The sequence below is a fragment of the Janthinobacterium sp. FT14W genome (assembly GCF_009208755.1).
GTDB lineage: Bacteria > Pseudomonadota > Gammaproteobacteria > Burkholderiales > Burkholderiaceae_D > Janthinobacterium > Janthinobacterium violaceinigrum.
Map to the genome: position 1 here is coordinate 209,165 of NZ_WFLL01000002.1, position 15,435 is coordinate 224,599.

Consider the following 15,435-nt stretch of genomic DNA (forward strand, 5'->3'; position numbering starts at 1 on the left):
CGTCAGTGCGCCCCCAGGCTGGTGGCGGGTGCCGGATGGACGCGCGCAGTTGCCAGGGTCAGCCATGATACCAGCAGGCCGGCCACGGTCAAGAACAGCAGCCAGGGCAGCGGTCCCCGTTCGGACAGGCTGGCCGCCAGCGGCGTGGCCAGCGACGACAAGGTCATCTGGAAGGCGCCCAGCAGCGCGGCCGTGGAACCGAGCGCGCGCTGTTGCGAGCCCATGGCCATGGCCATCAGCGCCGCTTCCGCGATACCCAGGCCGAACAGGGCCACGAACATGCCCGGCACGACGGCGGCGATGCCGGCTCCCGCCCATGCGCCCAGCAGGGCCAGCACGGCGCCGCCCAGCATGGCCATGCTGCCCGCCACGCAGAGGCGCGCCACGCCGTACTGCGCCACCAGGCGGCCGCTGGCCATGGCGCCCAGCAGCACGGCCACGCCCGTGGCGCCGAACACGAGGCCGAAGCTGCCCGCGGACAGGCCGAAATCGCGCTGGTACACGAGCGATGCGCCGCCGATGTAGGCAAACAGGAAGAAGAAGCTGGCCGACAGGGCCAGCGCGGGCAGCAGGAAGGCGCGGTCCAGCGCGATGCGCGCATACGTGCGGTGCATGCCGCGCGGCGAAACCCGCTTGGCTCTGGGCAAGGTCTCCGGCAGGAACAGCGCGCTGTTGAGCAAGGTCACGGCGCCCAGCGCGGCCAGGGCCAGCATCACGGCGCGCCAGCCGTAATGGGCGTCGAGCAGGCCGCCCACGGCGGGCGCCAGCACGGGCGCCAGGCCCACGATGGTCATCAGGAGGGCAAACAGCTGCGCCGCTTTGACGCCATCGGCCACGTCGCGCACCATGCTCATCACGACCACCAGGGTCAGCGCCGCGCCCAGGCCCTGCAGGGTCCGCGCCAGCAGCAGGGTACTCAGCTGGTCCGCCTGCGACGCCCATGCGGCGGCAAGAATGTACACGGCGATGCCGGCCAGCAGCGGACGGCGCCGCCCCAGCATGTCCGTCAGGGGGCCGCACAGCAACTGCCCGCCGCCCAGCGCCAGCAGGAAGACGGTCAGGCTCAGCTGCACGTTCGCATACGAGGTGTGCAGTTCGCGCGCCATGGCCGGCATCGAAGCGAGGTACATGTCGATGCCGGCCGGACCGAGCACGGCCACCAGGGCCAGGGAAGCGGCCAGCCCGAGACTGGCGGCGGGGAGAGGGGTTTGCTGCTGCATTGCGATTCCTTCGTGTCGTCAAAAAACCGGCATGGACACTGCCGTCTTTTTTATTGTACACTGACTACCTACCGATAGGTAGGTTGCTCAATCACTGAAAAGGACGAGGACGATGAAAAAAGAAACCATGACGGGTGCGCCGCACCTGCGGGGAGAGCGGACATGACGGAAGTGGGTATTTCGCTCAGCGGCGTGGCCGTAGCCCTGCTGTTTGCCGCCTGGAGTTCGCACCGCGCCCGCTGCGAGCGGCGCGATGTCGTGTTGCTGACGATGCTGGGCACCGCCCTGGGATTGCCGGGCGCGGCCTTGCTGGCGTTGTAGCGCGGCGCATAAAAAAACGGCAGACCTTGCGGCCTGCCGTTCTGTTTTAACTTAATACTCCCGATTTCTGCCGGAATTTTATTTCTTGATTGCTGAGTTTCGACGCCTGACAAAACCGTAGCGAGCGTCAGTGATTTGTGGCTGAGAAGCGCAACCGTACTCTAGTACGGTGAGCATCGCCGGCCGCAAAGCGCGACGCGCAGTAGGTTTGGTCTGGCGTTATTCCTCTTCGTATGAACTGATCGGCGCGCAGCCGCAGAACAGGTTGCGGTCGCCGTACACGTTGTCGGCGCGGCCGACCGGCGGCCAGTATTTGCGCTGGCGCAGGGAAGCGACAGGGTAGGCCGCGATTTCACGGCTGTACTTGCGTTCCCAGTTGTCCGACATCAATACCTGTGCCGTGTGCGGCGCGTTCCTCAAAGGGTTGTCGTCGCGGTCGAATTCACCGCTGGCGACCTTGGCGATTTCCGCGCGGATGGCGATCATGGCGTCGATGAAGCGGTCGATCTCCACTTTCGATTCGCTTTCCGTCGGCTCGATCATCAGGGTGCCCGGCACGGGGAAGCTCATGGTCGGCGCATGGAAGCCGAAGTCCATCAAGCGCTTGGCCACGTCTTCGTTGCTGATGCCGGTGGCGTCCGTGATCGGGCGCAGGTCCAGGATGCACTCGTGCGCGACCAGGCCATCGTGGCCCGAGTACAGCACCGGGTAGTGCGGCGCCAGGCGGCGCGCGATGTAGTTCGCCGCCAGGATCGCCGTCTCGGTCGCTGCCGTCAATCCTTCCGCGCCCATCATGGCGATGTACATCCACGAAATCGGCAGGATGCTGGCCGAGCCGAATGGCGCGGCGCTGACGGCGCCGATGCCGGCGGCGTCGCGCCGGTAGCCGGTAGAACGCTGGTTCGGCAGGAACTTCGCCAGGTGGGCGCCCACGCCGATCGGGCCCACGCCCGGTCCGCCGCCGCCGTGCGGGATGCAGAAGGTCTTGTGCAGGTTCAGGTGCGACACGTCGCCGCCAAACGAGCCGGGAGCGGCCACGCCGACCAGCGCGTTCATGTTGGCGCCGTCGATGTAGACCTGGCCGCCGTGCGAGTGGATGATCTCGCACAGTTCCTGGATGCCTTCTTCAAACACGCCGTGGGTGGACGGGTAGGTGACCATCACGCAGGCCAGGTTGGCGCTGTGCTTTTCCGCTTTCGCCTTCAGGTCGGCCAGGTCCACGTTGCCGTTGGCGTCGCAGCTGGTGACGACCACCTGCATGCCGACCATGTTGGCCGAGGCGGGGTTGGTGCCGTGCGCCGAGGAAGGAATCAGGCAGATGTTGCGGTGGCCTTCGCCGCGCGACTCGTGATACGCCTTGATCACCAGCAGGCCCGCGTATTCGCCTTGCGAGCCGGCGTTCGGCTGCAGCGAGACGGCCGCGTAGCCCGTCAAGGCGCACAGCATTTCTTCCAGCTGCGCGATCATTTCGCGGTAGCCCACCGTTTGCGCGTCCGGCGCGAACGGGTGGATGTTCGAGAACTCCGGCCAGGTGACGGGAATCATTTCGCTCGTCGCGTTCAGCTTCATGGTGCACGAGCCCAGCGGGATCATGGTGCGGTCCAGCGCCAGGTCCTTGTCGGCCAGGCTGCGCAGGTAGCGCAGCATCTCGTGTTCCGAGTGGTAGCTGTTGAAGACGGGGTGGGTCAGGTAGGCGCTCTCGCGCGCCAGCTGCGCCGGCAGGGCGCTGGTGACGCCCGCTTCCACTGCGTCCAGGTCCGGCGCGGCAGGCGCGTTGGCCAGGCCGTGCGCGAACACCTTCCACAGCAGCGCGATATCGTCGCGCGTGGTGGTTTCGTCCAGCGACACGCCCACGTGGGTGCTGTCGATCTTGCGCAGGTTGACGCCGTGGTGCATGGCCGTCGCGTGCAGCTGCGCCGCATCGGCCACGTTGATGGTCAGGGTGTCGAAGTAGCTCGCGTTGACGACGCCATAGCCCAGGGTCTTCAGGTTGGCGGCCAGCACGCCCGTAAAGCGGTGCACGCGCTGGGCGATCTGCAGCAGGCCGGCAGGGCCGTGGTAGACGGCGTACATGGACGCCATCACGGCCAGCAGCACTTGCGCCGTGCAGATGTTCGACGTCGCTTTTTCGCGGCGGATATGCTGTTCGCGCGTCTGCAGGGCCAGGCGATACGCCTTGTTGCCCTGCGCATCGACGGTCACGCCCACCAGGCGGCCCGACATATTGCGCTTGAATTCATCGCGCGTGGACAGATAGCCTGCGTGCGGACCGCCGAAGCCGAGCGGCACGCCGAAGCGCTGGCTGTTGCCGACGACGACGTCGGCGCCCCATTCGCCCGGAGGCGTGAGCATGGTCAGGGCCAGCAGGTCGGCCGCGACGATGACCATGGCGCCATTCGCGTGCAGCTTTTCCACGCCGGCGCGGTAGTCGCGCACGACGCCGTTCACGCCAGGGTATTGCAGCAGCACGCCGAAGCAGGCGTCCAGCGATTCGATTTCAGCCGGGTCGAAGGTGCGCACTTCGATGCCGATCGGCTGGGCGCGCGTCTGCACCACTTCCAGCGTTTGCGGCAGCACGTCGTTGGCGACATACAGCACGCTCGACTTGGACTTGCCCACGCGCTGGATCAGGGTCATCGCTTCGGCGGCGGCCGTGCCTTCGTCCAGCATCGAGGCGTTCGAGATGCCCATGCCGGTGAGGTCCGTGATCACTTGCTGGAAGTTCAGGATCGCTTCCAGGCGGCCTTGCGAAATCTCTGGCTGGTAAGGCGTGTACGCCGTGTACCAGGCCGGGTTTTCAAAGATGTTGCGCAGTACGACGCCTGGCGTGAAGGTGTTGTAATAGCCCTGGCCGATCAGGGACTTGAGCACCTGGTTCTTGCCGGCGATGGCTTTCAGGCGCGACAGGGCTTCCTGTTCCGGCATCGGCTGCGAGTAGGCACCCAGGGGCAGGGCGCCCTTGTTGCGGATGTTGGCCGGGACCAGGGCGTCAATCAGCGCGGCGCGCGATGGATAGCCGAGGGTCGCCAGCATGGCTTGCTGTTCGCTGGAGGAAGGGCCGATGTGGCGGGCGATGAAGGCATCGCGTGCTTCGAGTTGGGTCAGGCTGGTGCGGGTCATGATATAGAGGCCAAAAAAGACTGAAAAACCGGGAGGCGGCGCGCGGGCGCTGCTGGAAAAAAGCAAACGGGCCGCAAACGCGGCCCGTGAGTCAAACGCGATTACGCGCTGGTGGTGGCGCCATAGGCGGCAGCGTCGAGCAAGCCGTCCAGGGCCGACACGTCGGCTGGCTTGATCTTGAACAGCCAGTTGGCGTAGGCGTCGGCGTTGATCGACTCTGGCGAGTTGACCACGGCGTCGTTGACGGCCACGACTTCGCCGGCGATTGGCGCGTAGATGTCGCTCGCTGCCTTGACCGATTCCACCACGGCGGCGTCGTCGCCGGCGCCGTAGGTGTTGCCCACGGTTGGCAGTTCGACGAAGACGATGTCGCCCAGTGCGTCCTGCGCGTACTCGGTGATGCCGACGGTGATCGTGCCGTCGCCTTCAAGGCGTACCCATTCGTGGGAAGCGGTGTACTTCAGGTCTGCAGGAATGTTCATGTGTGGCTCCAGATGGTAAGTGTTCGTTATTGATTATGGTTGTACGGTCTTGCGGGCGGCTCTAATACGCTTACGCAGCCAGGATTTTACCGTTACGCACGAAAGGCAGCTTGACGACGGAAGCGGCCAGCTGCTTGCCGCGGATTTCCACGTGCACGGTGTCGCCCACGGCGACGCCGTTCGGCACGCGCGCCAGGGCAATCGCTTCCTGCATGGTGGGGCTGAAGGTGCCGCTGGTGATTTCGCCCGTGGCGTCGCTGCCGGCGATGATGACTTTTTGATGGGCGCGCAGCACGCCGCCTTTTTCGCGCAGGATCAGGCCCACGAATTGCGCGTTCTGGCCTTTCGCCAGCAGGGCGGCCTTGCCGATGAAATCGCGTTCGCTGACCAGGTCGATGGTCCACGCCAGGCCCGCGTCGAGCGGGTTGACGTTTTCGTCCATGTCCTGGCCGTACAGATTCATGCCCGCTTCCAGGCGCAGGGTGTCGCGCGCGCCCAGGCCGGCCGGCTTGACGCCGGCGGCGGCCAGCGCGTTCCACAGCGCTTCCACCTGGGTGGCGGCCACGCCGATTTCAAAGCCGTCTTCGCCCGTGTAGCCGGTGCGCGCCAGCATGACTTCGCCAAATGGCGTGTCCTTGACGATGACGACGTTGAACGGCTTGATGGCTTCGGACGCCGCTTGCGTCTGCGGCAGCACCTGCCACACCTTGGCGCGCGCGTTCGGGCCTTGCACGGCTATCAGGGCCATCGGATTGTTGGCATTGCGGCGTTCGGTGATCGTCAGGCCGCTGTTGGTGTTGCTGTTTTGCTGCTGCATCCACGCCACGTCTTTTTCCGCCGTGCCCGCGTTGACGACGAGGCGGAACCAGTTTTCATTGAAGAAGTAGACGATCAGGTCATCGATGACGGTGCCTTCGGCATTCAACATGCACGAATACAGCGCCTTGCCCGACACTTGCAGCTTGTCGACGTTATTGGCCAGCAAGCCGCGCAGGAAGGCGCGCACGTTGGGGCCTTCGATATCGACCACGCACATATGGGACACGTCGAACATGCCGGCATCGCCGCGCACGGCATGGTGCTCTTCGATTTGCGAGCCGTAGTTGACGGGCATGTCCCAGCCGCCGAAATCGACCATGCGGGCGCCAAGGGCACGGTGGGCGTTGTTGAGTGGGGTCGCTTTGAGCGTCATGGATTCCTCGGGACGAAGGTAAAGGGGAAGTTAACAGAACACACAATAGCCAAACACGGCTTTCCGGCGTGATCACTGACCCCCCTGTCCTTTGTACCTGAGAGATTACGGGGGCTTGCCCCGTGCGCCCCTTCGGTGGGCCGCCGGCATATGCCGCGGCCGCTCTCCAGAGTTGAGCTGAAACGTGTCGCCAAAGCAACAGCTTCAGTCCGCCTGATCGGTCCTTTTGCCTGAGAGTTTTTGGGTAGTGCCCCTTCGGCGGCAACGCTGGTTTGCCCTCTCCCGATCAAGTGGGAGGAATATATGCCAGCAGGGTGTTTCTGTCAATCTGAAAAGACATTGCCAAATTGCAGCAAAAGCCCCGGTTTGCGGGGCTGGGAGGGGCGCCGGCCCGCTGCAAAAGGGCGCCTGGCCGTGCGGGAATGCGCTATGATGAAATCCTGGCTTTCTTGCGGGTGCCTGCCATGAACACTACACAAAGCGAGACGCAAAACAACACCGAGCAGCACGGCTACTTTACCCTCTCGGGCGACGTCAACAGCGATATGGTGCGGCGCGTCTTCAACGCCGTGGCCGACATCACGGAAGACAAGCTCACCACCGCGCACATCCTGATCCAGTCCAACGGCGGCTACGTCAGCGACGGCATCTGCCTGTACAACTTCCTGAGTAAGTTGCCACTCGACATCATTACCTATAACGGGGGCGCCGTCGCGTCCATTGCCGTCACCCTGTTCCTGGCGGGGCGGCAGCGCCACGCCAGCGACACGGCCCGTTTCATGGTGCACAAGTCGCATGCGACGGCGTCGCCCGGATCGCGTCCCGATGCGCTCAGCATCATCGTCGAGGGCTTGCGCGCCGACGACATGCGTACCGAGCGCATCCTGCGCGGCCACGTCAGCCTGACGGAAGAGCAGTGGCAGGTGCACGCGTATTCGGACCTGCACCTGACGGCCGACCAGGCGCTGGAGGTGGGCCTGATCGAATCGATCCGCGACTTTGCGCCGCCCAAGGGCAAGCGCCTGACGAATATCTGACCTGTGGCGCGGGCCTGGCGGCGGCCGGGCCGGTGGTGTTGGCGTGGAAAATTTGTAATGGAATGTAATTCTTCGCTGCAGCACAGCAATATCCGCGCGGAACAGGGCCGAGTCGTGGCATAGTGCAAGCTGATCATGAAATAAGTACAGGCGCAATGACTTGGTGGAATGGGATTTCTTTTGCGGCCGATATGTCCGTGATGGGGCCGGCTGGCGTGGCGATTGCCCTGTGGCTGCTCGTCTCGCGCCAGTGGCGCCTGGTGCTCGGCTGGAGCCTGTGGTACGGCGGCGGCCTGGCCCTCGTGGTGCTGTCGAAGCTGGCCTTCATGAGCTGGGGCGTGGGCAGCAGCGCGCTCGATTTCACGGGCTTCAGCGGCCATGCCATGCGGGCCGGCGCCGTGTTTCCCGTTCTCATGTACGTGTTGCTGCAGCGGGCCCCGCCGCGCTGGCGCCATGCCGGCGTGCTCGTGGGCGTGGCCTTTGCCGTGCTGGTGGCCATTTCGCGCGTGGTCGTGCATGCGCACAGCGTCTCGGAAGCCGTCAGCGGCTGCGTGCTGGGCCTGGCGCTGGCGCTGGGCTTCATGTGGAATGCCCGCGGCGCCGTGAATTTTGCCGTCAGCCATGCGCTGGCCCTGGCCAGCCTGGTGCTGATGGTGGCGCTGAGCTTCAAGGCCGAGCCCATGCCGACCGAGCAGTGGCTGCAAAAACTGGCCATGCTGCTGTCCGGCCATGAACGCGTTTTTTCCCGCGACGACTGGAAACTGGCGCAGGATGGCCGCCCAGCCCGTTAAGGTGGTGCTGGCTGGCACTGGATGCTGCTGTTTTTTGGCCAGAAAAGCATCAGGAAATGGTATGATGAGCCACTCTCTGCGGTGAGTGGCCAGGCCGCCGCCGCAATGGTGATCATGGTGCCCCTTGCGGCCATGAACTGAATATGAACCGGGTTCACCCATAAAACAACCGCCAGCATAGGCCAGGAACTCTAAAACACGTGCGTCTCTCTTCCATCAAGTTGTCGGGATTTAAGTCTTTCGTCGATCCCACCAATTTCCAGGTGCCAGGCCAGCTCGTGGGCGTGGTCGGGCCGAATGGCTGCGGCAAGTCGAACATCATCGACGCCGTGCGCTGGGTGCTGGGCGAATCGAAAGCGTCGGAGTTGCGCGGCGAGTCCATGCAGGACGTCATTTTCAACGGTTCCACGCACCGCAAGCCCGCCGGCCGCGCTTCCGTGGAGCTGGTGTTCGACAATAACGATGGCAAGGCGTCCGGCCAGTGGAGCCAGTACGCCGAGATCGCCGTCAAGCGCACCCTGACGCGCGACGGCACCTCCACCTACTACATCAACGGCCAGCCCGTGCGCCGGCGCGACATCCAGGACATCTTCCTCGGCACGGGCCTGGGTCCGCGCGCCTACGCCATCATCGGCCAGGGCATGATTTCGCGCATCATCGAATCGCGCCCCGAGGAATTGCGCGTCTTCCTGGAAGAGGCGGCGGGCGTGTCGAAATACAAGGAACGCCGCCGCGAGACGGAAAACCGCCTGCAGGACACGCGCGAAAACCTGTTGCGCGTGGAAGATATCTTGCGCGAACTCAATGCCAACCTGGAAAAGCTGGAAGCGCAGGCGGCCGTCGCCACCCGTTTCCACGCCTTGCAGGCGGACCAGGAAGAAAAACAGAAACTGTTGTGGCTGCTGCGCAAGAACGAGGCGCAAAACGAGCAGACGCGCTATTTCCGCGAAGTGGAACAGGCGCAGACGGACTTGGAAGAGCAGACGGCCAAGCTGCGCAACGTGGAACTGACCCTGGAGCAGATGCGCCAGGCGCACTTTGCCGTGGGCGACCGCCTGCATACGGCGCAGGGCCATCTGTACCAGACGAATGCGGAAATCGGCAGCCTGGAAGCGCAGATCAAGTTCGTCATCGAATCGCGCGCGCGCCTGCAGGCGCAGCTGGCCACCCTGACGGCCCAGCGCGACCAGTGGAACAGCCAGGGCGGCGAATACCAGGAACAGATCGAAGAGGCGGAATTCCACCTCGAAGAACTGGCCGCCAAGGTGGAACAGTCGCAAATGATGGCCGAGCAGAAGGGCGAGCAATTGCCCGAGCTGGACGCCGCCTGGCGCGCCGCGCAGAACAAGAGCACGGAATCGCGCGCGCGGATTATGCAGGCCCAGCAGCAGCTGGAACTGGAGTCGGCGCACCAGCGCAACGCTTCCAACATCCTGGCCAGCCTGTCGACGCGCCGCGAGCGCCTGCAGCAGGAAAAGAACAGCCTCAGCCTGCCCGACAGCAGCCACCTGGAAAACCTGAAGCTTCAATTGGAAGAAAAGCAGCAAACCCTGGAAGAGCAGGGCTTCTACCTGGAAGAAGCGCTGGAGCAGCAGCCCAAGCTGGAGCAGGAGCGGGCCGAGGCGCAGGCGCAAGTCAATGCCGAAACGGCCGCCAATGCCCAGCTGGAAGCGCGTCTTTCCGCTTTGAAACAATTGCAGGAACGGGTACAGACCCAGGGCAAGGTCCAGCCGTGGTTAAAGAAGCACGAGCTCGACACCTTGCCGCGCCTGTGGCAAAAGCTGCAGATCGAAGCGGGCTGGGAAGCGGCCATGGAATCGATCCTGCGCGAGCGCACGTCGGCCCTGCAACTGTCGAACATCGACTGGGCCAAGGCCTTCTTTGCCGACTCCCCGCCCGCCAAGCTGGCCCTGTATGCGCCCTCGACCGTGGCGCCGCTGCCCCTGCCGGAAGTGGCGGGCCTGAAACCGTTCCTGAACTTGCTGAAACTCAACGATCCGGGCTTGCGCGGCTTGCTGCAGGACTGGCTGTACAACGCCTACGCCGTGGAAGACGCGGCCGAAGCGCTGGCCGAGCGGGCGAAATTGCCGCCGGGCGGCTATTTCGTCACGCGGGCCGGTCACGTGGTCACGGCCACCAGCGTGCGCTTCTATGCGGCCGACTCGGAGCAGGAAGGCATGCTGGGCCGCCAGCAGGAAATCGACAATATCGGCAAGCAGTTGCGCGCCCAGCAATTGCTGGCCGAAGAGGCGCGCGCCCGTTCCGTGCGGGCCGACGCGGCCGTCGCCACCCTGACGCGCAACCTGTCCGACTTGCGCCTGCGCATACAACAGCTGACCTCGTCCGTGCATACCTTGCAGCTGGACGTGGTGAAACTGTCGGAAGTCGAAGCGCGCTTCAACCAGCGCAGCACGCAGATCGGCGCCGACCTGGCCGAGATCGCCGCGCAGGAAGCGGAACAGATGCAGACCAAGCTGGAATCTGAAGAAAAATTCGAACAGCTGGACATGGAACTGGGCAACTTGCAGGAAGCGCACGAAGACGGCCATACGGACTTCCTGCAGAAGGAACAACGCCTGGCCGAAGCGCGCGAAGCCTTGCGCGACCTGGAGCGGGCCGCCAAGGATACGGAATACGCGGAAAAAGCCCACCGGGCGAAGATCGAGGAATTGCGCCGCAACATCGCCACGGCCAGTACGCAGGCCCAGCAGGTGACGGCCAGCCTGCAGGCGGGCGAACTGGAACTGGCGAATCTGGAAAGCGGCGCGGCCGCCGACGGCTTGCAGGACTTGCTCGAGCGCCGCACCACGCAGGAGCGGGCGCTGGCGGACGCGCGCCATGAACTGGACCAGATCACGCAGCAGCTGCGCCTGTCCGAGGATGCGCGCACGCAGTCGGAACGCAGCCTGCAGCCGCAGCGCGACAAGATCATGGAAATGCAGCTCAAGGAACAGGCCGCGCGCCTGAACCAGGAGCAATTCGCCCAGCAGCTGCTGGAATCGGGCGCCGACGAGGCGGCCCTGACGGAAAAACTGCACCCGGACATGCGTCCATCGTATCTGCAGGGCGAAGTGACGCGGCTGACGAACGCCATCACGTCGCTGGGCGCCGTCAACCTGGCCGCGCTGGACGAACTGGCGCAGGCTTCCGAGCGCAAGAATTTCCTCGATGCGCAGAATGCCGACCTGACGGAAGCGATCAACACCCTGGAAGACGCGATCCACAAGATCGACAAGGAAACGCGCGACTTGCTGCAAGACACGTTCGACAAGGTCAACCACCACTTTTCCGAGCTGTTCCCCATCCTGTTCGGCGGCGGCCAGGCCAGGCTGACCATGACGGGCGACGAGATTCTCGATTCCGGTGTACAAGTCATGGCGCAGCCTCCCGGCAAGAAAAATGCCACCATCCACCTGTTATCGGGTGGAGAGAAGGCGCTGACCGCGACCGCATTGGTGTTTTCCATGTTCCGCCTGAATCCGGCGCCGTTCTGCCTGCTCGACGAAGTCGATGCACCGCTGGACGATTCGAACACGGAACGCTTTTGCCGCATGGTCAAGCGCATGTCCGACCAGACCCAATTCCTTTTCATTTCGCATAACAAGATTGCGATGGAAATGGCCCATCAATTGATCGGTGTGACGATGCAGGAGCAGGGCGTATCGCGCATCGTGGCGGTGGACATGGAGTCCGCCGCAAATTTTGCTACCGAGGCACAAGCAGCATGACAGACTTACAAATTACCTTGTTCGGCGCCGGCGGCGTCTTTATCGTCGGTGTTTTCTCGTACAACAAATGGCAGGAATACAAGGCCAAGAAAAGCGTGGAACGGGCCTTTTCCACCGACCACGACGATGTGCTGATGCGCGAGGGCGACGCCCCCGTGGCCGACGTCCAGGAACCCGTCTTGCGCCAGGAGCCGCGCTTCGACGCCGCGCCTGCCGCCAAGGCCGAGCCCTCGTTCGGCGCGCCGCCAGCGGCGCCCGTGCCCGACGCTCCCGTGCATGCGGAACCGTCTCTGGGCGATGCGGTGGCGCAAGCCGTTCCCGCCGCCGTCCCTGCCGCACCCGCGCAGGAAGAAGTCAGCGCGGCCAGCGAGCAGGCGACCAGCCTGGTCGACCCGCTGATCGATTGCCTGCTGCCCCTGTCGCTGGAAGCGCCCGTGCGCGGCGACAAGATCCTGCCCGTGCTGCAAACCCTGCGCCTGGTGGGCAACAAGCCCGTGCATTTCATCGGCTTGCACGTGAATGGCGACTGGGAACCGATCACGCATGGCGGTGTCTACACCAAGATGCAGGGCGGCGTGCAGCTGGCCAGCCGCAGCACGGCCCTGAATGAACTGGAATACTCGGAACTGGTCACGCGTTTGCGCGGCGTGGCCGACGAGATCGGCGCCGAGCCGGAAGTGCCCGACATGATGGAAGTGATGGCCGAAGCGCGCAATCTGCACCGCTTTGTAGCCGGCCACGATGCCCAGCTGGGCGTCAACCTGCACACGAATGGCGCGCCGTGGGCCATTTCCACCTTGCTGTTCGCGCTGGAAAAGCAGGGCTTCGACGTGCGTCCCGATGGCCGTTTCGTCATGCCGGACGGCGACGGCAGCTATCTGTTCTCGCTGTCGACGAATGTCACCCTGGCCGAGGAAACCACGCCCCGCCTGACCCTGCTGCTGGACGTGCCTTGCGTGGCGCCCGCGCGCGACGGCTTCGGCGCCATGGTTGCCTGCGCCAAGGCGCTGGTGGGCCGCCTCGACGCCACCATCGTCGACGATTACAACCAGCCCCTGTCGGACGCGGCGCTGGCCGAGATCGCCGGCCAGGTGCAAGAGTTTTACCAGGAAATGGACGCGGCCGACATTCCGGCCGGCTCCACCCGCGCCCTGCGTTTATTTAGCTGAAGAATCCCGCAACAATGACTGATCCGATCAACCAGGACGCCGCCCAGCGCGTCCTGGCACTCACTGCCGAACTCAATCGGCATCTGCACGCCTACCACGTGCTCGACAATCCCACCATTCCCGACGCCGAGTACGACCAGCTGTTCGTCGAACTGCAGGCGCTGGAAGCGGCCCATCCGGACTTGCGCACGCCCGATTCACCCACCTTGCGCGTGGGCGCGGCGCCCTTGCCGCAATTCGAGCAAGTCGTGCACACGGTGCCGATGTTGTCCCTGAATAATGGTTTCACCGATGACGACATCGTCAACTTCGACCGCCGCGTGCGCGAAGGCCTGGATCTTGACGGTGTGGAAGTCGACTACGCTGCCGAAGTGAAATTCGACGGCCTGGCCATCAACCTGCGCTATGAGCACGGCCTGTTCGTGCAGGCCGCCACGCGGGGCGACGGCGCCACGGGCGAAGACGTGACGGCAAATATCCGCACCATCGCCGGCATCCCGCTGCGCCTGCAGGGTGACAGGATGCCGGCCTTGCTCGACGTGCGGGGCGAAGTGATGATGTTCAAGGCGGACTTTGCCCGCCTGAACGAACGCCAGCGCGAAGCGGGGCACAAGGAATTCGCCAATCCCCGCAACGCGGCGGCCGGCAGCCTGCGCCAGCTCGATTCGCGCATCACGGCGCAGCGCAAGCTGCGCTTCTACGCATATGGCATCGGCGCCCTCGATGGCGCCGCCATGCCCGTGTCGCATTCGGCCTTGCTGGACTGGTACGACACCCTGGGCATTCCCGTCTCCAAGGAGCGCAAGGTGGTGCAGGGCGCGCAGGGCTTGCTCGACTACTATGCGGACATCGGCGCGCGCCGTCCCGCCTTGCCGTATGAAATCGATGGCGTCGTCTACAAGGTGAACGCGACGGAAGACCAGCAGGAGCTGGGCTTTGTCTCGCGCGCGCCCCGCTTTGCGCTGGCGCACAAGTTCCCCGCCGAAGAAGCGCTGACGGTGGTGCTGGACATCGACATTCAGGTGGGCCGCACGGGCGCCATGACGCCCGTGGCGCGCCTGGCGCCCGTGTCCGTGGGCGGCGTGACGGTGACCAACGCCACCTTGCACAATGAAGACGAGGTGCTGCGCAAGGATGTGCGCGTGGGCGATACCGTCGTCGTGCGGCGCGCCGGCGACGTGATTCCCGAGGTGCTGTCCGTGGTGCTGGAAAAGCGTCCGGAACCGGCGCCACTGCCGTTCAAGATGCGGGAAAGCTGCCCCGTGTGCGGCTCGCACGTGGTGCGCGAAGAGGGCGAGGCGATTGCCCGCTGCTCGGGCGGCCTGTTCTGCTCGGCCCAGCGCAAGGAAGCGTTCCGCCATTTCGCGGGCCGGCGCATGATGGATATCGAAGGCCTGGGCGAACGGTATATCGACACCCTGGTCGAACTGGAATACGTGCATGGCCTGGCGGACCTGTACAGCCTGACCCTGGATAAATTGCTGGAAATGAAGCTGCGCGCCGACGAGCGCGATGGTTCGACGCCGGAAACAGTGCAACAAGGCAAGATTCCTACCAAATGGGCGGAAAACTTGCTGGCCGGCATAGAAGCAAGCAAGCGCCCGCCGCTGGAGCGCTTCCTGTTTGCGCTGGGCATCCGCCACGTGGGCGAATCGACGGCCAAGACCCTGGCCGAATGGCTGGGCAGCTTGGACCATGTGCGCCGGGCACCGGCAGCCTTGCTGCGCGTGCTGCCCGATATCGGCGGCACGGTGGCCGTATCGATCGCCGATTTCTTTGCCGAGGAAAAGAATCAGCAAGCGCTGCAGGCCTTGCTTGTCGCGGGTGTCACGCCGCAGGGCGAACACGCGCCCAGCGCCAAGCTGCGCGCGCAGCTGGAGCAGGCCAAGCTGCTGGCGGCCATCGGCATTCCCAAGCTGACGGAGCCGCGCAGCAAGCAGCTGGTGGAGCGGGGCGTGACCCTGGCCAGCCTGGCCGCGCAGGGCGCCAGCTTCCATGCGGGCTTGCCCGCTGCCGTGGCCGAGTCGCTGGCGCAATGGCTGGCCGACGAGAACAATCTCAGGCTGCTTGCCCAACTGGACGCCCTGCGCGATGAATTGCTGTCACAATTGCCTGAAATGCCAGCCGCCGGCGGCAAGCTGGACGGCAAAACCTTCGTCCTGACGGGCACCTTGCCGAATATGAGCCGCGACGAGGCGGCAGAGCTGATCGAGGCGGCCGGCGGCAAGGTCAGCGGGTCGGTGTCAAAGAAGACAGGATATGTCGTGGCCGGCTCGGACGCCGGCAGCAAGCTGGCCAAGGCCCAGGAACTGGGCGTGGCCATACTCGACGAGGCTGGTTTGCTGGCCTTGCTTGCGCAGGATTAATCATTCGAA

The 15,435-nt window shown here is 64.5% G+C and carries 10 protein-coding genes and 2 riboswitches; of the genes, 6 read left to right on the forward strand and 4 right to left on the reverse strand.

The genetic code is table 11. From position 1 onward, the window contains the following. Positions 1 to 2: 2 nt before the first annotated feature. Entirely contained in the window at positions 3 to 1,220 is a 1,218-nt protein-coding gene (locus tag GCN74_RS03145; RefSeq protein WP_152255316.1) for a Bcr/CflA family efflux MFS transporter, read from the reverse strand. Between the two features lie 162 nt (positions 1,221 to 1,382). Here GCN74_RS03145 and GCN74_RS28635 point away from each other — a divergent pair, with 162 nt between their 5' ends. Then, the gene (locus GCN74_RS28635; protein ID WP_171985004.1) at positions 1,383 to 1,541 is read left to right on the forward strand and encodes a hypothetical protein; all 159 of its coding nucleotides are present in this window, start codon (positions 1,383 to 1,385) and stop codon (positions 1,539 to 1,541) included. Between the two features lie 219 nt (positions 1,542 to 1,760). Here the strand turns inward: GCN74_RS28635 and gcvP are convergent, their stop codons facing one another. From gcvP to gcvT, 3 genes are all read right to left on the reverse strand, one after another. After that, a complete protein-coding gene (gcvP, locus tag GCN74_RS03150) occupies positions 1,761 to 4,661 on the reverse strand; it encodes an aminomethyl-transferring glycine dehydrogenase (RefSeq protein ID WP_152255317.1) in 2,901 nt (966 codons plus the stop codon). 101 nt (positions 4,662 to 4,762) lie between these two features. Further along, a complete protein-coding gene (gene gcvH, locus GCN74_RS03155) occupies positions 4,763 to 5,143 on the reverse strand; it encodes a glycine cleavage system protein GcvH (RefSeq protein ID WP_152255318.1) in 381 nt (126 codons plus the stop codon). A 70-nt stretch (positions 5,144 to 5,213) separates the two neighbouring features. After that, positions 5,214 to 6,335: a glycine cleavage system aminomethyltransferase GcvT gene (gcvT, locus tag GCN74_RS03160; protein ID WP_152255319.1), complete on the reverse strand. Its 1,122-nt coding sequence runs from the start codon at positions 6,333 to 6,335 to the stop codon at positions 5,214 to 5,216. Positions 6,336 to 6,409: 74 nt separating this feature from the next. Next, positions 6,410 to 6,515: riboswitch (glycine riboswitch) on the reverse strand. 28 nt (positions 6,516 to 6,543) lie between these two features. Then, a riboswitch (glycine riboswitch) is annotated at positions 6,544 to 6,630 on the reverse strand. Positions 6,631 to 6,799: 169 nt separating this feature from the next. On the opposite strand from gcvT, the gene GCN74_RS03165 reads away from it, so the two are divergent. From GCN74_RS03165 to ligA, 5 genes are all read left to right on the forward strand, one after another. After that, the gene (locus tag GCN74_RS03165) at positions 6,800 to 7,372 is read left to right on the forward strand and encodes an ATP-dependent Clp protease proteolytic subunit (RefSeq protein WP_226938845.1); all 573 of its coding nucleotides are present in this window, start codon (positions 6,800 to 6,802) and stop codon (positions 7,370 to 7,372) included. A 155-nt stretch (positions 7,373 to 7,527) separates the two neighbouring features. Continuing rightward, positions 7,528 to 8,163, forward strand: a complete 636-nt coding sequence (locus GCN74_RS03170; protein ID WP_226938846.1) for a phosphatase PAP2 family protein — start codon at positions 7,528 to 7,530, stop codon at positions 8,161 to 8,163. 200 nt (positions 8,164 to 8,363) lie between these two features. Continuing rightward, positions 8,364 to 11,891 carry a chromosome segregation protein SMC gene (gene smc / locus GCN74_RS03175; RefSeq protein WP_152255321.1) on the forward strand — a complete coding sequence of 1,176 codons (3,528 nt, stop codon included), beginning with the start codon at positions 8,364 to 8,366 and terminating at the stop codon, positions 11,889 to 11,891. Further along, positions 11,888 to 13,060, forward strand: coding sequence for a cell division protein ZipA C-terminal FtsZ-binding domain-containing protein (locus tag GCN74_RS03180; protein ID WP_152255322.1), 1,173 nt, complete (start codon positions 11,888 to 11,890; stop codon positions 13,058 to 13,060). Before smc ends, GCN74_RS03180 begins: the two co-directional genes overlap by 4 nt. A 14-nt stretch (positions 13,061 to 13,074) precedes the next feature. Next, on the forward strand, positions 13,075 to 15,426 hold the full coding sequence (gene ligA, locus GCN74_RS03185; RefSeq protein WP_152255323.1) for an NAD-dependent DNA ligase LigA: 2,352 nt from the start codon (positions 13,075 to 13,077) through the stop codon (positions 15,424 to 15,426). Positions 15,427 to 15,435 lie beyond the last annotated feature (9 nt).

What these genes read in the sequence shown, in the direction of transcription:
- gcvP (WP_152255317.1), bottom strand. Translation starts at nt 4,661, where the DNA reads ATGACCCGCACCAGCCTGACCCAACTCGAAGCACGCGATGCCTTCATC.
- GCN74_RS03165 (WP_226938845.1), top strand. Translation starts at nt 6,800, where the DNA reads ATGAACACTACACAAAGCGAGACGCAAAACAACACCGAGCAGCACGGC.
- gcvH (WP_152255318.1), bottom strand. Translation starts at nt 5,143, where the DNA reads ATGAACATTCCTGCAGACCTGAAGTACACCGCTTCCCACGAATGGGTA.
- GCN74_RS03145 (WP_152255316.1), bottom strand. Translation starts at nt 1,220, where the DNA reads ATGCAGCAGCAAACCCCTCTCCCCGCCGCCAGTCTCGGGCTGGCCGCT.
- GCN74_RS03180 (WP_152255322.1), top strand. Translation starts at nt 11,888, where the DNA reads ATGACAGACTTACAAATTACCTTGTTCGGCGCCGGCGGCGTCTTTATC.
- GCN74_RS03170 (WP_226938846.1), top strand. Translation starts at nt 7,528, where the DNA reads ATGACTTGGTGGAATGGGATTTCTTTTGCGGCCGATATGTCCGTGATG.
- GCN74_RS28635 (WP_171985004.1), top strand. Translation starts at nt 1,383, where the DNA reads ATGACGGAAGTGGGTATTTCGCTCAGCGGCGTGGCCGTAGCCCTGCTG.
- gcvT (WP_152255319.1), bottom strand. Translation starts at nt 6,335, where the DNA reads ATGACGCTCAAAGCGACCCCACTCAACAACGCCCACCGTGCCCTTGGC.
- ligA (WP_152255323.1), top strand. Translation starts at nt 13,075, where the DNA reads ATGACTGATCCGATCAACCAGGACGCCGCCCAGCGCGTCCTGGCACTC.